The organism is Lentzea miocenica (assembly GCF_033949945.1).
GTDB lineage: Bacteria > Actinomycetota > Actinomycetes > Mycobacteriales > Pseudonocardiaceae > Lentzea > Lentzea miocenica.
Genome location: NZ_JAXAVW010000010.1, coordinates 144,509 through 161,367, shown reverse-complemented (window position 1 = coordinate 161,367; position 16,859 = coordinate 144,509). Strand labels below are relative to the sequence as shown.

The following is a 16,859-nucleotide window of genomic DNA, read 5'->3' as shown; positions in this document are numbered from 1 at the left end:
AGTGATTTCGAATACACCGGCTCGCGTGTCAACGACTGAACCGATCAGCGACCCAATCGCACGCAAGAAGGCACGCACGGCCCAATGCACGCATATCCACACCCCCCAGGCGGTCGCGGCCATAGTACCCAGATCCAGCCGTCCCGCAACCGTGTGATCAGGGCAGTCGACCGAACGTTTCGAGATCACACCCTTGTCGGGACTCGCTCGACCGGGCTAGAGTGCCCAGACTCGGAAGAGCGCGGAAACACCGAGCCGATTCGGCACGCGCGCTCGTTCCCGCTTTCACTCACACCTGGGGGGGTGGCTGAAATGTACGAGAATCTACTTTCAGGCCTGACCGTTCACGAAGTTCCCATTTCCGTGTAACGAAAGCGGCCGATCAATTCTCATGCCTGATCACAAGGTTTTCCGCGCGTCTTTCGAACAGGAACGCGCCTACGTCACCGACCGCTTGACGTCCGGCCGCACCCCCGGTGTGCACCAGGCGCTGCTGGTGACCGGCGCGCTGTCACCCGAGACGCTGACAGAGAGAGCGCAGCGCACGGCCGCGCGGCACGAGATCCTGCGCACCGGTCTTCGCGACACCGCGAACGGGCTGGAGCAGATCATCCACCAGCGGTGTGACATCGACCTCACCGTCGTCACCGCGTCCGAAGTGGACGCTTCCGACGTGGCGCGGGCGTTCGTGGCGCGGCCCTTCGACCTCGGCACCGTCCCGTTGTGGCGGGTGTTGCTGGTACAGGTGGCCGCCGACCGGCACGTCCTCGTGCTCAGCATGCATCCGGCCGTCGGTGACGCCGGCACGCTGGCACTGGTGCTCGCCGAACTCCTCGGCACCGAGCCAGGTCCGGCCGGCAGGTACTCCGCCCACGCCGCCCGGCAGCACGCGGTGGACGCGGAAACCCGTGCCGCGCACCGGGATCACTGGCTGTCGCTGCTGGACGACGAACCGGCCCCCGCCCAGCTGCCGCTCTCTCGCCCGCGGCCGGCGAGCGCTGAGCACCGGGCGGGCCGGCACCTGGAACCGTTGCCCGACCAGCTCCTCGCGGACGCGCGACAGCTGGCGGACGAGGCGAACTGCTCGCTGTCCGTCGTGCTCGCGGCGTGCTTCGCCGCCGTGCTGCACCGCTACGGGGCACGGTCCGACGTGGTCCTCGGCCACCACCTGCCCGGTGACCGGCCCGCGGGCACGGCGGGGCCGATCGGCGATGTCGCGGTGCTGCGCCTCGCCATGTCACCCGGCACCGGCTTCCGGACGCTGCTCGACGAGACCGCACGGCAGCTCACCGAGGCGGCGGCACACCGGGACCACCCGTTCCAGCACCTCACCCGCGCGCTCGGCCGAACCCCGGACACCGCCGCGGCCGGGCTCTTCCAGCTGCTCTTCGAGTCCGAACTGGACACTGCCACACCGCTCGCACCGGCCACCGGGCTCGACGTCGCGCACTTCGACGTGCCACCCGCGCACGTGCTGCACGACGCCGTGGTCACCGCCCGCCGGACGGCCGCCGGTGTGGCGCTGTGCTGGGTCTACGACGCCGATCTGTTCGAGCCGCGGACGATCGCCGCGGTGGCACGGCACTTCACCTCGCTGCTCGCGGCCGCGGTCGCGGACCCGGCGGCCGCGGTGGCCACCCTGCCGATGCTGTCGGAGGAAGACCACGAGGAAATCCGGCGCCACTGGAACACCGCGCGCACGCCGTACCGCCGCGAACCGGTCCACCGGCTGATCGAGGACCAGGTGCGGCGCACGCCGGACAGCACCGCCGTGGAGTTCGGCGCGGAACGGCTCAGCTACGCCGAGCTCGACCGGCGGGCGGACCGGCTCGCCGGGCACCTGCTCGCCCGCGGCGCGGTGGCGGGGGACATGGTCGGCCTGTGCCTGGACCGGTCGGCCGAGCTGGTCGTCGCCGTGCTCGCGATCCTCAAGGCGGGCTGCGTGGTCGTCCCGCTCGACGCCGCTTATCCGCAGGAACGCCTGGAGTACATGGTCACCGACGCCGGTGTCCGCGTGGTGATCACCACACGTGAGCTCGCCGGCCGCCTGCCGGACACGGCCGGCGCACCGATCCGGCTCGACGCGGACGAGATCACCGGCAGTGCCGGTGAACCCGGCGACGACCTCGGACCCGACGCTGCCGCGTACTGCATCTACACCTCCGGCTCCACCGGACAGCCGAAGGGTGTCGTGGTCGACCACGGGGCCGTGGCGAACCTCGTGGCCTGGCACGCGGACGCGTGGCACGCCGAGCCGGGCACGCGGGTGTTGCTGTACTCCCCCATCAGTTTCGACGTGTCGTTCCACGAGATCCTCGCCGGACTGTGCACTGGGGCCACGCTGGTGCAGGTCGACGAGACCACGCGCCGCAACCCGATGGCGCTGCTGGACTTCGTCCGCGCGAACGACGTCGAGAAGTGGTACCTGCCGTTCGTCGCGCTCCAGCAGGTGGCGCAGGTGGCCAGGACGGCCGAGGTGCCGACCGGCCTGCGTGAGCTGATCGTCGGCGGTGAGGTGCTGCGGATCACGCCCGAGATCCGCGACTTCGCCCGGCGCACCGGCTGTGTGATCCACAACCACTACGGGTCGACGGAGTGCGTCGACGTCACGACGCACACCCTGTCCGGTGATCCCGCGCGGTGGCCCGACGTGGCGCCGATCGGCCGGGCCAACGTCCACAACATGAACCTCTACGTGCTCGACGACGCACAGCAGCTGCTTCCGGTCGCCGTGGTCGGTGAGCTCTACGGCGAGGGCGACTGCCTGGCACGGCACTACCACGGCCGCCCGGAGCTGACCGAGCAGCGGTTCCTGCCGAGCCCGTTCGGCGTCCAGGGCACCCGGCTGTACCGCCTGGGCGACCTCGGCCGGTACCTGCCAGACGGCACCGTCGAGTGCCTGGGCCGGGTCGACACGCAGCTCAAGATCCGCGGGTTCCGGGTGGAACCCGCGGAGGTCGAGACGGTGCTCGCCGAGCATCCCGCGGTCGCCGAGTGCGTGGTCGCGGCCCGGACCACGGCGGCCGGGCGCACCCGGCTCGTCGCCTACGTCGTGCCGCACGCCGGCCACGACTCCGCTGAGCTGCCCGAGGTGCTGCGCGCCCGCGTCGCCGAACGGCTGCCCGAGCACTTCGTCCCGTCCGCGTTCGTCGTGCTCGACGCGCTGCCGCTGACCCCGAGCGGCAAGGTGAGCGTGCGCGATCTGCCCGATCCCTCGTCGGCACCACCGGCCACGCCCGTCGGCTCCTCCCTGCACACGGCTCTGGTCACCCGGATCTGGTGCGAGCTGCTCGAACTGCCCCACCTCGATCCCCGCAAGACGTTCTTCGAGCTCGGCGGGGACTCGGTCCTGCTCGTCCGGGCGCACCAGCAGCTGTGCGCCGCGACGGGGGTCGAGCTTCCGGTCGAGACGTTGTTCCGTCACCCGACCGCGGAAACGCTCACGAGGTTCCTCGACGGACAGGTGCCAGAGGCCCCTGCCGTGACCAGTCCCGCGGCTCGGTCCGCCGATCGCGACATCGCCGTCGTCGGCATGGCCTGCCGCGTGCCAGGAGCCGGGAACGTCTCCGAGTTCTGGGCGAACCTGCGCAACGGCGTGGAGAGCATCCGGCCGCTCACCGCCGAGGAGATCGTGCGGCTCGACCCGGACCAGACCACCGACCCGCACTTCGTCGGGGTGGGCGCCGTGGTCGACGACGCGGACCGCTTCGACGCGGAGTTCTTCGGTTACAGCGCCGCGGAAGCCGAGGTGATCGACCCGCAGCAGCGGCTGTTCCTGGAATGTGCATGGGAGGCCGTCGAGCACGCGGGCATCGACCCCCGGCAGCGGCGCACCGGCGTCTACGCGGGCGCCAGCATGAGCACCTACCTCGTCAACAACGTGCTGCCGGCGAAGCTGAGGTCGGGCACGTTCCTCAGCCACCGGCACTTCGACCGGGCGTCCGAGCTGCGCATCGAGCAGGGCAACGCGAACGACCACCTGCCCACGCGCGTCTCGTTCAAGCTCGGCCTGCGCGGGCCGAGCGTGAACGTGCAGTCGACCTGCTCGACCTCCCTGGTCGCCGTGCACCTCGCGAGCCAGGCCCTGCTGAACGGCGACTGCGAGGTCGCTCTGGCGGGTGGCGTCTCCGTCATCACTCCTCAGCACACGGGATATCTGTGGCGGGACGGCATGATGCTCTCTCGCGACGGTCATTGCCGGGCCTTCGACGCGAACGCCGGCGGCACCGTGTTCGGCAACGGGCTCGGTGTGGTCGTGCTGAAGCGGTTGTCCGCCGCGCTCGCCGACGGGGACCACGTCCACGCGGTGATCAAGGGCTCCGCCGTGAACAACGACGGCGAGTCCAAAATGGACTACTCGGGTCCGAGCGCCGCGGCACAGGCCGACGTCATCGCACAGGCGCACGCCAACGCGGGAGTCACCGCCGACGACATCTCCTACGTGGAGGCGCACGGCACCGCGACACTGCTCGGCGACCCGATCGAGATCGCGGGGCTGACCGAGGCGTTCCGGCGCACCGCCACCAGTGCGGACATCCGCTGCGCGATCGGCTCGGTCAAGACGAACGTCGGCCACCTCGACGAGGCGGCGGGTGTGATCGGACTGATCAAGACCGTGCTCGGCCTGTCGCACCGGGAGCTTCCGCCCAGCCTGCACTTCACCTCGCCCAACCCGCTCGCGGGGCTGGAGGCGAGCCCGTTCCACGTCAACGCGGAGCTGCGCGAGTGGCCCGCGCCGGACGGCCGGCCCCGGCGAGCGGGAGTCAGCTCGTTCGGCATGGGCGGCACGAACTGTCACGTCGTTCTCGAGGAACCGCCCGCTGTGGAGCACGAACCGCCTTCTCGCGACCGGGCCGCGCACATCCTGCCGATCTCCGCCCGCTCGGCCGCCGCGCTGCGGACCGCCGCGCACCGCTACATCGAGCGCCTGGAGGGCCAGGACGACGTCGAGTTCGCGAACATCTGCCACTCGGCGGCGACCGCCAGGCGGCACTTCGACACACGGGTGGCGGTCCTGGCGTCGAACGCCGAGGACGCCCGCTCCCAGCTCGACGCGCTGGTGGCGCGGCCCCACTTCCCCGCGGTCACGTCCCACCCCGGCGACGGGCGGCCGGCGCTCGCCTTCCTGTTCACCGGACAGGGCTCGCAGTACGCCCGGATGGGGTTCTCGCTGTACGAAACCCAACCGGTGTTCCGCGCCGCCATCGATCACTGCGACGAGATTCTCCGGCCGCTCATCGGCCGATCGCTCGTCGACACGGTGTACGGCACCGACCCGGACCCGTCACTGGACGAGACGGCGGTGGCGCAACCGGCCCTCTTCGCCGTGGGCCACGCGTTGAACAGGCTGTGGGAGTCCTGGGGCATCCGGCCGGACCTCGTCCTGGGCCACAGCCTCGGGGAGTTCGTCGCCGCCTGCGCCGCGGGCGTGTTCAGCGTGGAGGACGGGCTGAAGCTGGTGGCGGCGCGGGGACAGCTCATGCAGAGCCTGCCGCGGGTCGGTGGCATGGCCCTCGTGAACGCCGGTGTGGAGCAGGTGATGCCGTATCTGGCCGATCACCAGGCAGCGGTGTCGATCGCGGCCGTCAACTCGCCGACCACCACCGTGATCTCCGGCCGGGCCGACGCGCTCGACGACGTCTGCCGGGCGTTGCGGGGCGACGGAGTGGAGACGATTCCGCTCAACATCTCCCACGCCGCGCACTCCCCGCTGATGCGACCGATGGTCGAGCCGTTTCGCGCCGTGGCGGAAAGCGTCCGGTTCTCGCCGCCGACGGTCCGCGTCGTGTCGACGGTGACCGGTGAACCGGCTGACGCCCGCGAATGGGAGTCGGCCGGCTACTGGGTCGAGCACGTCCTCCGCCCGGTCCGGTTCGACAGCGCGGTGCGGGCCGCCCATCGACTGGGGGCACGTGCCTTCGTCGAGATGGGACCGAAGCCGACGCTCAGCAACCTGGGCCGGCAGTGCCTGGATGCCGGAGACCTCCTCTGGCTGCCGAGCCTCACCCCGAAGGATCCGCACGCCGCCCTCGACAGTCTTCGGAAGCTCCATCTCGGCGGGGCCGACGTCGACTGGCACGGCTTCGACGCTCCGTTCCGCCGGCGCCGCGTGCAGGTGCCGGCCTATGCCTTCCAACGCACGCGCCACTGGATCGAGCCGAAGACCACCGCCGGTCCGCGCCCGGCCGGGCACGTCCAGGGCGATGCCGAGCCGCCACGCACGTTCGAGCTCGGCTGGGAGCCGGTGGCACAGCTCGCGGCGACGACGCCGGCGGTGCGCCACTACGTCATCATCGGTGCCACGTCAGGTCTGGCAGGCCGGATCGCGCGTGAGCTGAAGGCACGCGGTCATGCCTGCGCCGAGGTGACGCTGTCCGATGGCACCGGTTTGGACCGGGAGCTCGCCGGAACCGCCCCCGGGCCGGACATCGTCTTCGTCCCCGAAGCCGCGAACGTTCCCGGCACCGTTGCCCGGTCGCTCGCCGATGCCAGGGCGATCGTCGAGCTCGCGGTGGGACCTCGTGCCGCGAAGAAGCTGTGGTTCGTCACGCGGCAGAGCGAGCTCGGCACTCCCACCACCGAGGCGGAGCTGGGCCAGGCCGGTCTGGCCGCGCTCGCCCGGACGATCAACGCGGAACATCCTGAGCTCGACTGCGTCGCGCTGACCGTGCCACCGGTGCTGGACAGCCACGAGGCCGAACTGGTCGCGACGTTGCTCGGCGGTGCCGCGCCGGCGGGCGAGGAACAGCTCGCCGTGCACCAGGGGCGAGTGCATCTCGCACGTCTCCACGCTCGTCCGGAGCCGGCCGGCACCGCCGTGCCGCGGTTGCCGATCCGCGCCGGCGGGGTCTACGTGATCACCGGAGGTACGGGCGGACTCGGGCTCCGGCTCGCCGTCGCCGCCGCACGGCTGAAGCCGGCCCGAATCGTGCTCGTGAGCAGGAGCGGGCACCCCGCGCCAGAGGACGCGGCGACGTGGGCGGAACTGGCGGCGACGGGTGTGCCGGTCGACGCGGTGCGGGCCGACGTCGCCGACGCGGCACGGATGCGCGAGGTGCTGGCCGGCTGCGGGTCCGGCCTCCGCGGTGTGTTCCACTGCGCGGGCGTGGTGGACGACGGGATCTTCCTGCGGCAGACCCCGCAACGGCTCTCCGCCGTACTAAGGTCCAAAGTGGACGGAGCGTGGCTGCTCCACGAGTTCACCCGGGATCACGATCTCGACTTCTTCGTCCTGTTCTCCTCCTCGGCGTCGATGCTCGGCTATCGCGGCCAGGCGAGCTACGCCGCCGCGAACGAGTTCCTCGACGCGCTCGCGCGGCATCGGCGGCACCGCGGGCTGCCGGCCCTCAGCGTGAGCTGGGGCAGCTGGGCGGAGTCGGGAATGACCGCGCGGATCCACGAGGCGCACCGGGCTCGCCTGCGCGACGACGGTGAGACTCCACTTTCGACTGACCAAGGTCTCACCGCGCTGGCGACGCTGATGGCAGGCGACGCACCGCATGTCGCTGTCGCGAACATGGACTGGACGACGTTCGCCCGATCGCGCCCCCGCGTGCCGTCCATGATCAAGGCCTTGGTGGAACAGGACGTTGAACCGGCCACCGGCACGGCGGACACCTCGTACCGGGCCACGCTGCGTCAGGCGCCACCGGAGAGGGCCCGGGCGATCCTGCGGAACACCGTGACCGCGGCCGTGCGGAGCGTGCTGGGAGGCGGGGCGGACGAGCTGGCTCCCACCCGCGGCTTCGCGGACCTCGGCGTGGACTCCCTGGGCGCGCTGGACCTGCGCGGCAAGCTGCAGGTGGAGCTCGGTCTGAGCCTGCCGGCCACCCTGGCCTTCGACCATCCCTGCCTCGACGCGCTGATCCGGCACATCGAGGAGGAGCACCTCGCGGAGGAGATCCTGACCATGCCCAGCTCCGGCACCGTGATCGAGCAGACGGAGACGCGGCGGAGCGCGTCCCCGGCCGAAGCGGAACGCGCGGTCGCGATCATCGGCATGTCCTGCCGCTTCCCCGGTGCGGCAACGCCGGACGAGTTCTGGAAGCTGATGAGCGAGGGCCGGGACGCGGTCCGCGACGTACCCGGCGACCGGTGGGACGTCGACGCGCTCTACGACGCCTCGCCCGACGCACCGGGCAAGATCTACATCCGGCAGGCGGCGCTGATCGACGACGCGGACTGTTTCGACGCCGCGTTCTTCGGCATCTCGCCGCGCGAGGCGCTCAGCATGGACCCGCGCCACCGGATGCTCCTCGAGGCGGCCTGGTCGGCGATCGAGGACGCCGGGATCGACCCGATGTCCTTGCGTGGCACCGATACGGCCGTGTACCTCGGTGGTGACGAGTTCGCCAACGACTACCTCAGGCAGGCCGAGCCACAGCTGGGCACCGAGCCGTACATCTCGACGGGGACGACGCTGAGCTTCACCGCCGGACGGCTGTCGTACAAGCTCGGTCTGCACGGTCCCAGCATGGTGATCGCCACGGCTTGCTCGTCGTCGCTCGTCGCCGTCCACTCGGCGGTGCGCGCGATCCGCGGCGGCGAGTGCGGGATGGCGATCGTCGGAGGCGCCAAGCTCGTCCTGGGATCCGAGGAGACCGTCCAGCTGTGCAAGCTGCGGGTGCTGGCGCCCGACGGCCGCTCGAAGGCGTTCGCCGCGGACGGTGACGGACTGGGCCGCGGCGAGGGATGCGCGGCGGTACTGCTCAAACGCCTCGACCGCGCCATCGCCGACGGCGATCCCGTGCTGGCGGTGATCCGCGGAACCGCGGTCAACCACGACGGTCCGAGCTCGGGCCTGACCGTCCCGAACGGCGGCGCTCAAGCGCGTCTGATCACGACGGCCCTGGCCGACGCCGGGGTCGCTCCGGCCGACGTGACCTACGTCGAGGCGCACGGCACCGGCACCCCGCTCGGCGACCCCATCGAGATCAACGCGCTGGGCGCGGTCTTCCGGGACCGGACGTCCCCGCTGCGGATCGGTTCGGTCAAGGCGAACATCGGTCATCTCGAGGAAGCGGCCGGACTGGCAGGGCTGATCAAGACGGTCCTGGCGGTGCGGCACGGCATCATCCCGCCGCAGATCCACTGCGACGTGCTGACCGACAAGGTGGAGTGGCGGAACCTGCCGGTGGTCGTGGAGCGAACCGGCACCGCCTGGCCCGCGGACGCCCCGCGCATCGCCGGCGTGAGCTCCTTCGGGGCCAGCGGCACGAACGCCCATGTCGTCATCGAGGCCTACCAGTCCCAGCCCGCGCGCACGAGTGCAACGCACGACCGGCACGTCTTCACGTTCTCCGCCAGGAACGAAACCGACCTCGACGCCGTCCTCCGCCGGTTCGTCGACGTCCTGCCGACACGTCACGATCCGGCCCAGGTCGCGTTCACCCTGCAGACCGGCCGCCGGCGCCACCGCTGCCGGCTCGCCGTGGTGGCGCCGGACACGACCGTGCTGCGTGAGCGCCTGCTGGCGTTCCTCCAGGGCCGGACCGACGTACCCGGACTTGTCCAGGGCCAGGCGGGCGAGGACGACGGGCTCGCCGTGGAAACGCTGTCCCGGCTGGTCGCGGATCGCGATCTCACCGGTCTCGCCGAGATGTGGTGCGGCGGGTGTGAAATCGACTGGCAACGCCTCCACGAACCGCAACGCCCGCAACGCGTCTCGCTTCCCGCCTACCCGTTCAAGCGTGAACGGGTGTGGATCAACGAGAACGAGCGCCCGCGGGAAACGCCGGCACCCCTCCCCGAACCGGCACCGGCCGCACCGCCGACCGTGGTCCCCCGCCACGACGGCGTGATCGAGGAGCTGCGCGGACAGGTCGCCGGACTGCTCGGCATGCCCGCCGACGACCTGCCGGCGACGGTGCCGTTCGACGAGCTCGGCGCCGACTCACTGATCTTCATGCGGGTCAGCCAGTTCATCCGGGACCGCTTCCTGCTGGTGATCTCCTTCCAGCAGCTGATCGAGGAGGCGAGCACCCTCGTGGAGCTGGCGGCCCTGGTGACCGCCCAGATGCCCCGGCCCGCACCGCACGAGACCGCACCGGTCGCACCCGCGCCGGTCCGCGAGCCAGAGCCCGAGTTCAGGTCCGGACCCAGCACGTTGCTGAAGGCTCCCCAGGCAGCCGAGCGGCTGACCGACCGGCAGGCCCGGTTCGTGACGGAGCTCGTCGACGCCTACACGGCCAGGACCCGCGCGTCGAAGGAACAGGCGGAGCTGGACCGGCCGTTCATGGCCAACTGCCGCATGCCTCCGTTCCAGGCGATCTGCAAGGAGATGTCCTATCCCATCATCGCGGAGCGGTCGGCCGGTCCGCGCTTCTGGGACGTGGACGGCAACGAGTACCTCGACATCTCGATGGGATACGGAGTTCACCTCTTCGGCTACCAGCCGAGGTTCATCGTCGACGCGTTGCAGAGCCAGCTCGCCGACGGTTTCCACATCGGTCCGCAGTCGAGCCAGGCCGGGCGTGCCGCGCGCCTGCTCTGCGAGCTCACCGGGATGCAGCGGGCGGTGTTCTGCAACTCCGGCACAGAGGCCGTCATGGCCGCGCTCCGGTTCGCCCGCGCGGCGACGAAACGCACCCGGTTCGTGATGTTCGAAGGCTCCTACCACGGGTGGTCCGACCACACGCTGGCTTTGCCGTCGGGCACGCAGAACTCCATCCCGATGGCACGGGGCATCGCCGCGGGTGCCATGAACGACGTGGTGGTGCTCGAATACGGGGCCGAGGAGAGCCTGGAGACGATTCGCGCGCTCGGCCCCGAACTGGCGGCGGTGCTGGTCGAGCCGGTGCAGAGCCGGCGACCCGACCTGCAGCCGAAGCGCTTCCTGCAAGAGCTTCGCGACCTGACCCGCGCATCCGGCACGGCGCTGATCTTCGACGAGATCGTCACCGGGTTCCGCGTCCATCCCGGCGGCGCACAGGTGTGGTCCGGAGTGGACGCCGACATCGTCACCTACGGGAAGATCCTCGGCGGAGGCATGCCGGTCGGCGCCGTCGCGGGTCGCGCGGAGTTCATGGACACCGTCGACGGCGGGCAGTGGAACTACGGCGACGACTCGACGCCCACCGTCCCGACGACGTTCTTCGGCGGCACCTTCAACAAGAACCCGATGACCATGGCCGCCACGCAGGCGGTGCTGACCCACCTGAAGGAACAGGGTCCGCAGCTGCAGCAGCGGCTCGCGGAGAACGTCGCCTGGCTGGCGCACGACTTCAACACCTTCTGCGAGAAGGAAGAGTTTCCGCTCCGGATCGTGCACTTCTCGTCGGTGTTCCGGTTCATCGGCGACGGCGAGTACAGCCTGCAGCGCTACCCGATGGCCATCGACCTGTTCTTCCACCTGCTGGCGCTCAAAGGGATCTACGTCCTGGAGACCAGGGTGTGCTTCCTGTCCACCGGCCACACCCAGGAGGATCTGCGGCACATCTCCGACACCGCGAAGTCGTGCCTGAACGCGTTGCGCGACGGTGGCTTCTTCGGTCGCGCGGTGCCCGCCGCGCGAACCACGACGCGGCGCGGAGAGCGTTTCGCCGAGGACGCACGCCTCGACCGCGGTTTCACCGTGCCCCCTCGTACTACCGGGGCGGCGTGTGGAGACGTTCTGCTGACGGGCGCGACCGGGTTCCTCGGCGCGCACTTGGCGCATGATCTGCTGCGCGACACGTCGGCGCGGATCCACTGCCTGGTGCGGGCCCGTGACGCCGGGCAAGCCCGGCAACGGGTGATCGACAACCTCGCGGCGAACGGATGCCTGACCGAGTCGGCGCGGGACCGCGTCATCGGAGTTCCCGCGGACCTCTCGCAACCACGGCTGGGGCTGTCGGACGCGGCGTGGCGGGAGCTGGGCGGCCAGATCGACGCGATCTACCACAACGGCGCGCACGTCAACTCGCTCCTGCCGTACGACAAGCTGCGGCTGGCCAACGTGGAGGGCACCCGCGAGCTGCTGCGGCTCGCGGTGGACGGCAGGACCAAGGCTTTCCACTACATCTCGTCCGACGCCGTCTTCGACGCCTACGGCTATCTGCGCAACGCGACGATCTACGAGGACCAGCCGCTGGCGCACTGCGACAGCCTCTACGGTGGCGGCTACGCGGAGTCGAAGTGGGTGGCGGACAAGCTCGTCGAGAACGCGCGTGCCGCCGGCCTGCCCGCGTCGATCTACCGTCCTGGCACGATCACCGGTGCCCTCGCGGGTGGCTGTGGCCAGCTGGGCGACTACTTCACCCGGTTCATCAAGGGAGTCCTGCAGCTGGGCGCCTGTCCCGAGATCGCCGCGACGATCGACTTCAGTCCGGTCGACGTCGTCTCCGGCATGATCGTGGAACTGTCGCGGGACACGACCTCCGGGCGAACGTTCCACCTGACCCATCGCGATCCCATCACCTACCGCGAGTTCATCGACGCCATCCGGGACACCGGCTACCAGCTCGACGTCGTGCCGCTGCACGAGTGGGAACCGGTCCTGGCGAACCTGCGCTACGAGGACGACAACGCGCTGTACCCGCTGCTGCCCCTGTTCACCGAGTCGGCGGACCCGTTCTTCCGCCCGGCCAAGCTCGACGTCCGCAACGCACACGCCGGGGCCCGGTCCCGCATCGAGGCCTGTCCCCCGATCCTCGAGCTGATACCGCTCTACCTCACCAGGTTCGCCGAGCGGGGGTTCCTGGAAGGCCCGCCCGAGCTGTCGCGCCGAAGGGCCGCGTCGTGAGGCGGCCGGAGTCCACCGAGCCGGTCATGGACGTGACCCGGATCGACCACCGGTGGCTTCGCCGTCACCTGAACTGGCCGCTGACCGGCGACGAGGTGATCCGCATCCGCTCGATTTCCCATTCCGGCGGCGTCATGGGCAGCGTGGACCAGGTCAGTTGCGCGGGCCGGTCCTTCATCTTCAAAGGACCACCGGACGACTCCAGCGACTGGGGAAACCTGCTCACCGACATCGGGCTGCGGGAGGTGAGCACCTACCGCTTCCTCCAGTCGCGCGGGCGATCGGCGCCCAAGGTCTCGCCGGAGTGCTACTGGTCGGCGTCGAGCCGCGACGGCCGGGGCGCGCTCGCGTTGGAGGACCTGGGCGTTCCCTCCGCGGACGGGGTCATGGCCGCGGGCCTGAGCCGCGCGCAGGCCGGTGCCGCGGTGCGGTGCCTGGCGAAGGCCCACTCCGCCCTGGCGGACACCGAAGCAGATCCGCGGGCACTTCCCCACCCGTGGCTGTACGGAGTCTCCTCGGAGGGGCTGCTCGCGGCCATCAGCATGGGACTCGACGATCTCCCGCGGATGATCGAGGAGTGCTGGCCGCACGATCTGTCCACAACAGACGCGCGGCGAGTCCTCGACACCGACATCGCGCAGGTGGTCGCCGAGTCGCACCTCGGAGCGAGGTGTGTCTCCCTCTGCCACGGTGACGTGTGGGCCAGCAACATCCTCTTCGTTCCCGGTGAACCTCCCTGGCAGCACACCGCCCTCCTGATCGACTGGCAGTTCACCATGTGGGGCAACCCCTTGTCCGACGTCGCGCTTCTCCTCCTGTCGTCGCTGACACCGGAGTCGCGCAGCGCGTGGGAGGGTGAGCTCCTGCACGAGTACCACTCGACGCTGACCGCTCATCGCCACCTCGACTACACCCTCGACGACTGCCTCGACGACCTCCGCAGAGCCGAGCCGTTCGCAGCGCTGGTCGCACTGGCGACTCTTGACGGTTACACGAGAGGGATGACCACCGAGGAGCTGTCGGGATTCGCCGGCCGGGTGCGGGCAGCCGTGGACCTGGTCGCGGTCCCGGCAGCCGACAACGCGTCGCAGGGGGCAGACGTTGACGTACGACTGTGAAGTAGCGGTGGTGGGCGCCGGCATGTTCGGTGCCGCCGCCGGCAAGCACCTCAGCCGCGCGGGCGCCGACGTGGTGATCATCGGCCCGGCCGAGCCGCGGGAGGGCGACCCGGTCAGCCAGCACTCGTTCGGCGCGCACTTCGACGAGGCGCGGATCACCCGCCGGCTCGGCTGGGACCCGGTGTGGGAGATGACCGACGCCCGGTCGCAGGAACGTTATCGCGACATCGAGAACGAGTCCGGCATCAGCTTCTTCCACGAATGCGGCTCGCTCGTGCTGATGGCGAACTCGATCGCGCACCGCACGAACGCGATCCTGGACCAGTGCGCGGCCGCCGGCATCGCCGTCGATCAACTGTCCGAAGAGGACCTGCGCGGCCAGTTCCCCGACCTCGGCCTGCCGCCGATGGAGGGAGGGGTCATGGGCCTGCTGGAACGCGAGCAGGCAGGGTACCTGAACCCCCGGCGGCTGGTCAGTGCCCAGCTGACGCTCGCCACCGCAGCGGGCGCGCGGCTCGTGCGCGGCACCGTGACCGGTGTCGAACGGGTGCCGGGAGGGTGGCTGCTGCGCACGGACGGCGCCGGGTGCCCACCGCGGATCCGGGCCGAGCGGGTGCTCGTCGCCACCGGCGCGTTCACCAACGTCAACAACGTGCTGCCGGTGCCGCATCAGCTCGACCTGCGTGCTTTCACCGAACCCAACCTGCTGTTCGAGGTGCACCCCGAGCAGCTCGACCGGCTGCGCGCGTTGCCGTCCGTGGTGACCGTGGATCCCGCGGACACCGGCGACGCGAACACGTCGCTGTACCTGTTGCCGCCCATCCGGTATCCCGGCGGCAAGTGGTACATGCGGTGCGGCCCGGGCATGCAGCCGCTGGTCGAGGAGCTGCGCACGGTCGACGAGATGGTGTCCTGGTACTCGAACCAGAAGATCACCGCGCGGCAGATGGCGTTCCTCACCACGATGACGCACCTGATGGTGCCGAACCTCAAGCCGGTCTCCGTGCGTGAGGCGTGCTGCATCATCGAGAAGACACCGTCGCGGTACCCGTACATCGGCAACGTCGACGAGGACTTCGCGGTCGTCGTCGGCGGCAACGGTCACGGCGCCAGGGGTTCCGACGAGATCGGCAGGCTCGCATCGACCGTCGTGCTCGGCGAGCCGTGGGACTGCCCGATCCCGCAGGACGTGTTCGCCCCGCTCACCGCGTCCCCGGCCGCGGCCGACCGCGGCGAGCGACCCGAATTTCTCAAGCCACCGTTCGGTCTGTGCTGACAGGAGAGAAACAGTTGTTCCCAACATCGGCTCACGAGTTGCTGCGAGACGAACGATGGCGTTCCCTGACCGCCGATCAGGAGAAGCTGCGCGCCTACTCCGACGACGAGTGGTTCAAGTCGGGCCTGGACGGGGCCTACGAGGTGCTCGGTGATGACGCGAGCCGCCTCGTGCAGCGGCACGCCGTGCTGGTGATCCAGCCGGACTGCATCGCCGGCCGGACGGCGGAGCGGTGCGTGGAACACGTGCGGGGGCAGGGGTTCGAACCCGTCCGCACGATCCGGTTCCACTTCGGCGCGGAACAGACCGCCGGCATCTGGCACTACCAGTCCAACATCTCCACCCCGGACAGCCTGGACATCGCCGACCAGGTGTGCGGCAAGGGCGACTCGCTCCTGGTGCTGCTCAGGGACACCACCGCGGAGCCGGTGATGCCCGCCAGCCTGCGTCTGACCGACCTCAAAGGACGGTCGAACCCCGCCAAACGCACCGAACACCACCTGCGCACGATTCTCGGCGCCCGGACGGTCCTGGTCGTGCTGGTGCACACCCCGGACGAACCCGTCGACCTCATCCGGGAGACCTCGGTCCTCCTCGGCCCGCGGATGCGCGAGCTCTACGCCGCGATGGCCGAACCGGCTTCGCCCGACGCGGCAGAAGACCTCGCGGCCCACATCCGGGACCTGAACGCCGAGTCCGACCCCCACGACCTGGATCCGCAGGCCGCCTGGGACCGGGTCACCGCCCGCATCGCCGACCCGGAGGTCCTCTCCACGCTCGACAAGGTGCGGCACGGCAACGAAAAGCTCGACTGGCAGTGGTTCACCGGCAGTCTCGCCGCCGCCGGTGTCGACCCGCGAGGCTGGGACGCCCTGCTCATCGGCAGCGAGCACATCGAACACGACCAGCCGGGCATCCCCCGCCTCGTCGACCGCGTCAGCATCGAGAGCTGGACGAACGGCGAGGGAGTCCTGCTGACCCGCGCGTGACGAAGGTGCCGTGCACAGCACGAGCTGTGCACGGCACCAACCGTCAACTCAGAACAGACCCCACTCGCTGAACTTCGCAGCAAGATCGCGCAAGGTTTCCGGCGTCATCTTCTTGCGCGCTTCCTTCTCCGGCGATTCCTTGTCCGCACCGAAGTGGTACACGCGCTCACCGGTCTTGGTGTCGACCAGGAACGAGTAGTCCTTGACCGCCGGACCGCGGATGACGAGCGAGACCGTGTTCTCCTCCGCGACGAGCGCGTGCATCATCCGGTGGTGCAGCGCGTAGGTCGTCCCCTGCCGCTCCTGGCGCGCGTGCAACGCGGTGAAGGGCAACGGGAAGGCAGCGTCGTCGTCGCCCTGATCGCCGTACATGAAGTGCCGGAAGTGTCCTTTGAGGACCATGCTGGCGAAGGTCCACCGGTGGTTGTGCGGCAGGTCGTAGCACCCGTTCCAGAACACGTGCAGCCGCACCCGGACACCGGACTCCGGATCGGCGTACAGCACGATCTTGTCGAGCGACTGCCCCACCTCGCCGAGCGTGACCGGGTCGGGCCGCTCGCACAACGCGAGCAGCTCGGGCGTGTCCGCCACCGCGTCCAGGGCGGTGCGGACGATCTCCCGGTTGGCCCACATCTGGTCCAGCGCGAGACGGCTGGTCTGCTCGACGGCGTCGAGGTCCTCCCAGTCGATTCCGCGCAGCGGCTCGATCACGGATGCGATCGTGTCCACGAACTCCCCTTCCCCCAGGCTGATCG

5 protein-coding genes are annotated in these 16,859 nt (G+C 70.2%); 4 read left to right on the top strand and 1 reads right to left on the bottom strand.

From position 1 onward, the window contains the following. The first annotated feature begins 391 nt into the window (after positions 1–391). From SK803_RS14145 to SK803_RS14130, 4 genes are read left to right on the top strand one after another with little or no spacing between them, the layout of a single operon-like run. On the top strand, positions 392–12,721 hold the full coding sequence (locus tag SK803_RS14145; protein WP_319966428.1) for a non-ribosomal peptide synthetase/type I polyketide synthase: 12,330 nt from the start codon (positions 392–394) through the stop codon (positions 12,719–12,721). Then, complete coding sequence (locus SK803_RS14140; protein WP_319966427.1) at positions 12,718–13,839, top strand: oxidoreductase family protein; 1,122 nt, start codon at positions 12,718–12,720, stop codon at positions 13,837–13,839. The genes SK803_RS14145 and SK803_RS14140 overlap by 4 nt, the downstream gene beginning before the upstream one ends. After that, positions 13,823–15,115 carry an NAD(P)/FAD-dependent oxidoreductase gene (locus tag SK803_RS14135; protein ID WP_319966426.1) on the top strand — a complete coding sequence of 431 codons (1,293 nt, stop codon included), beginning with the start codon at positions 13,823–13,825 and terminating at the stop codon, positions 15,113–15,115. Before SK803_RS14140 ends, SK803_RS14135 begins: the two co-directional genes overlap by 17 nt. Before the next feature lie 38 nt (positions 15,116–15,153). Next, complete coding sequence (locus tag SK803_RS14130) at positions 15,154–16,104, top strand: hypothetical protein (protein ID WP_319966425.1); 951 nt, start codon at positions 15,154–15,156, stop codon at positions 16,102–16,104. 48 nt (positions 16,105–16,152) lie between these two features. On the opposite strand, the gene SK803_RS14125 is transcribed toward SK803_RS14130, so the two are convergent. Continuing rightward, complete coding sequence (locus tag SK803_RS14125; RefSeq protein WP_319966424.1) at positions 16,153–16,833, bottom strand: hypothetical protein; 681 nt, start codon at positions 16,831–16,833, stop codon at positions 16,153–16,155. Positions 16,834–16,859 lie beyond the last annotated feature (26 nt).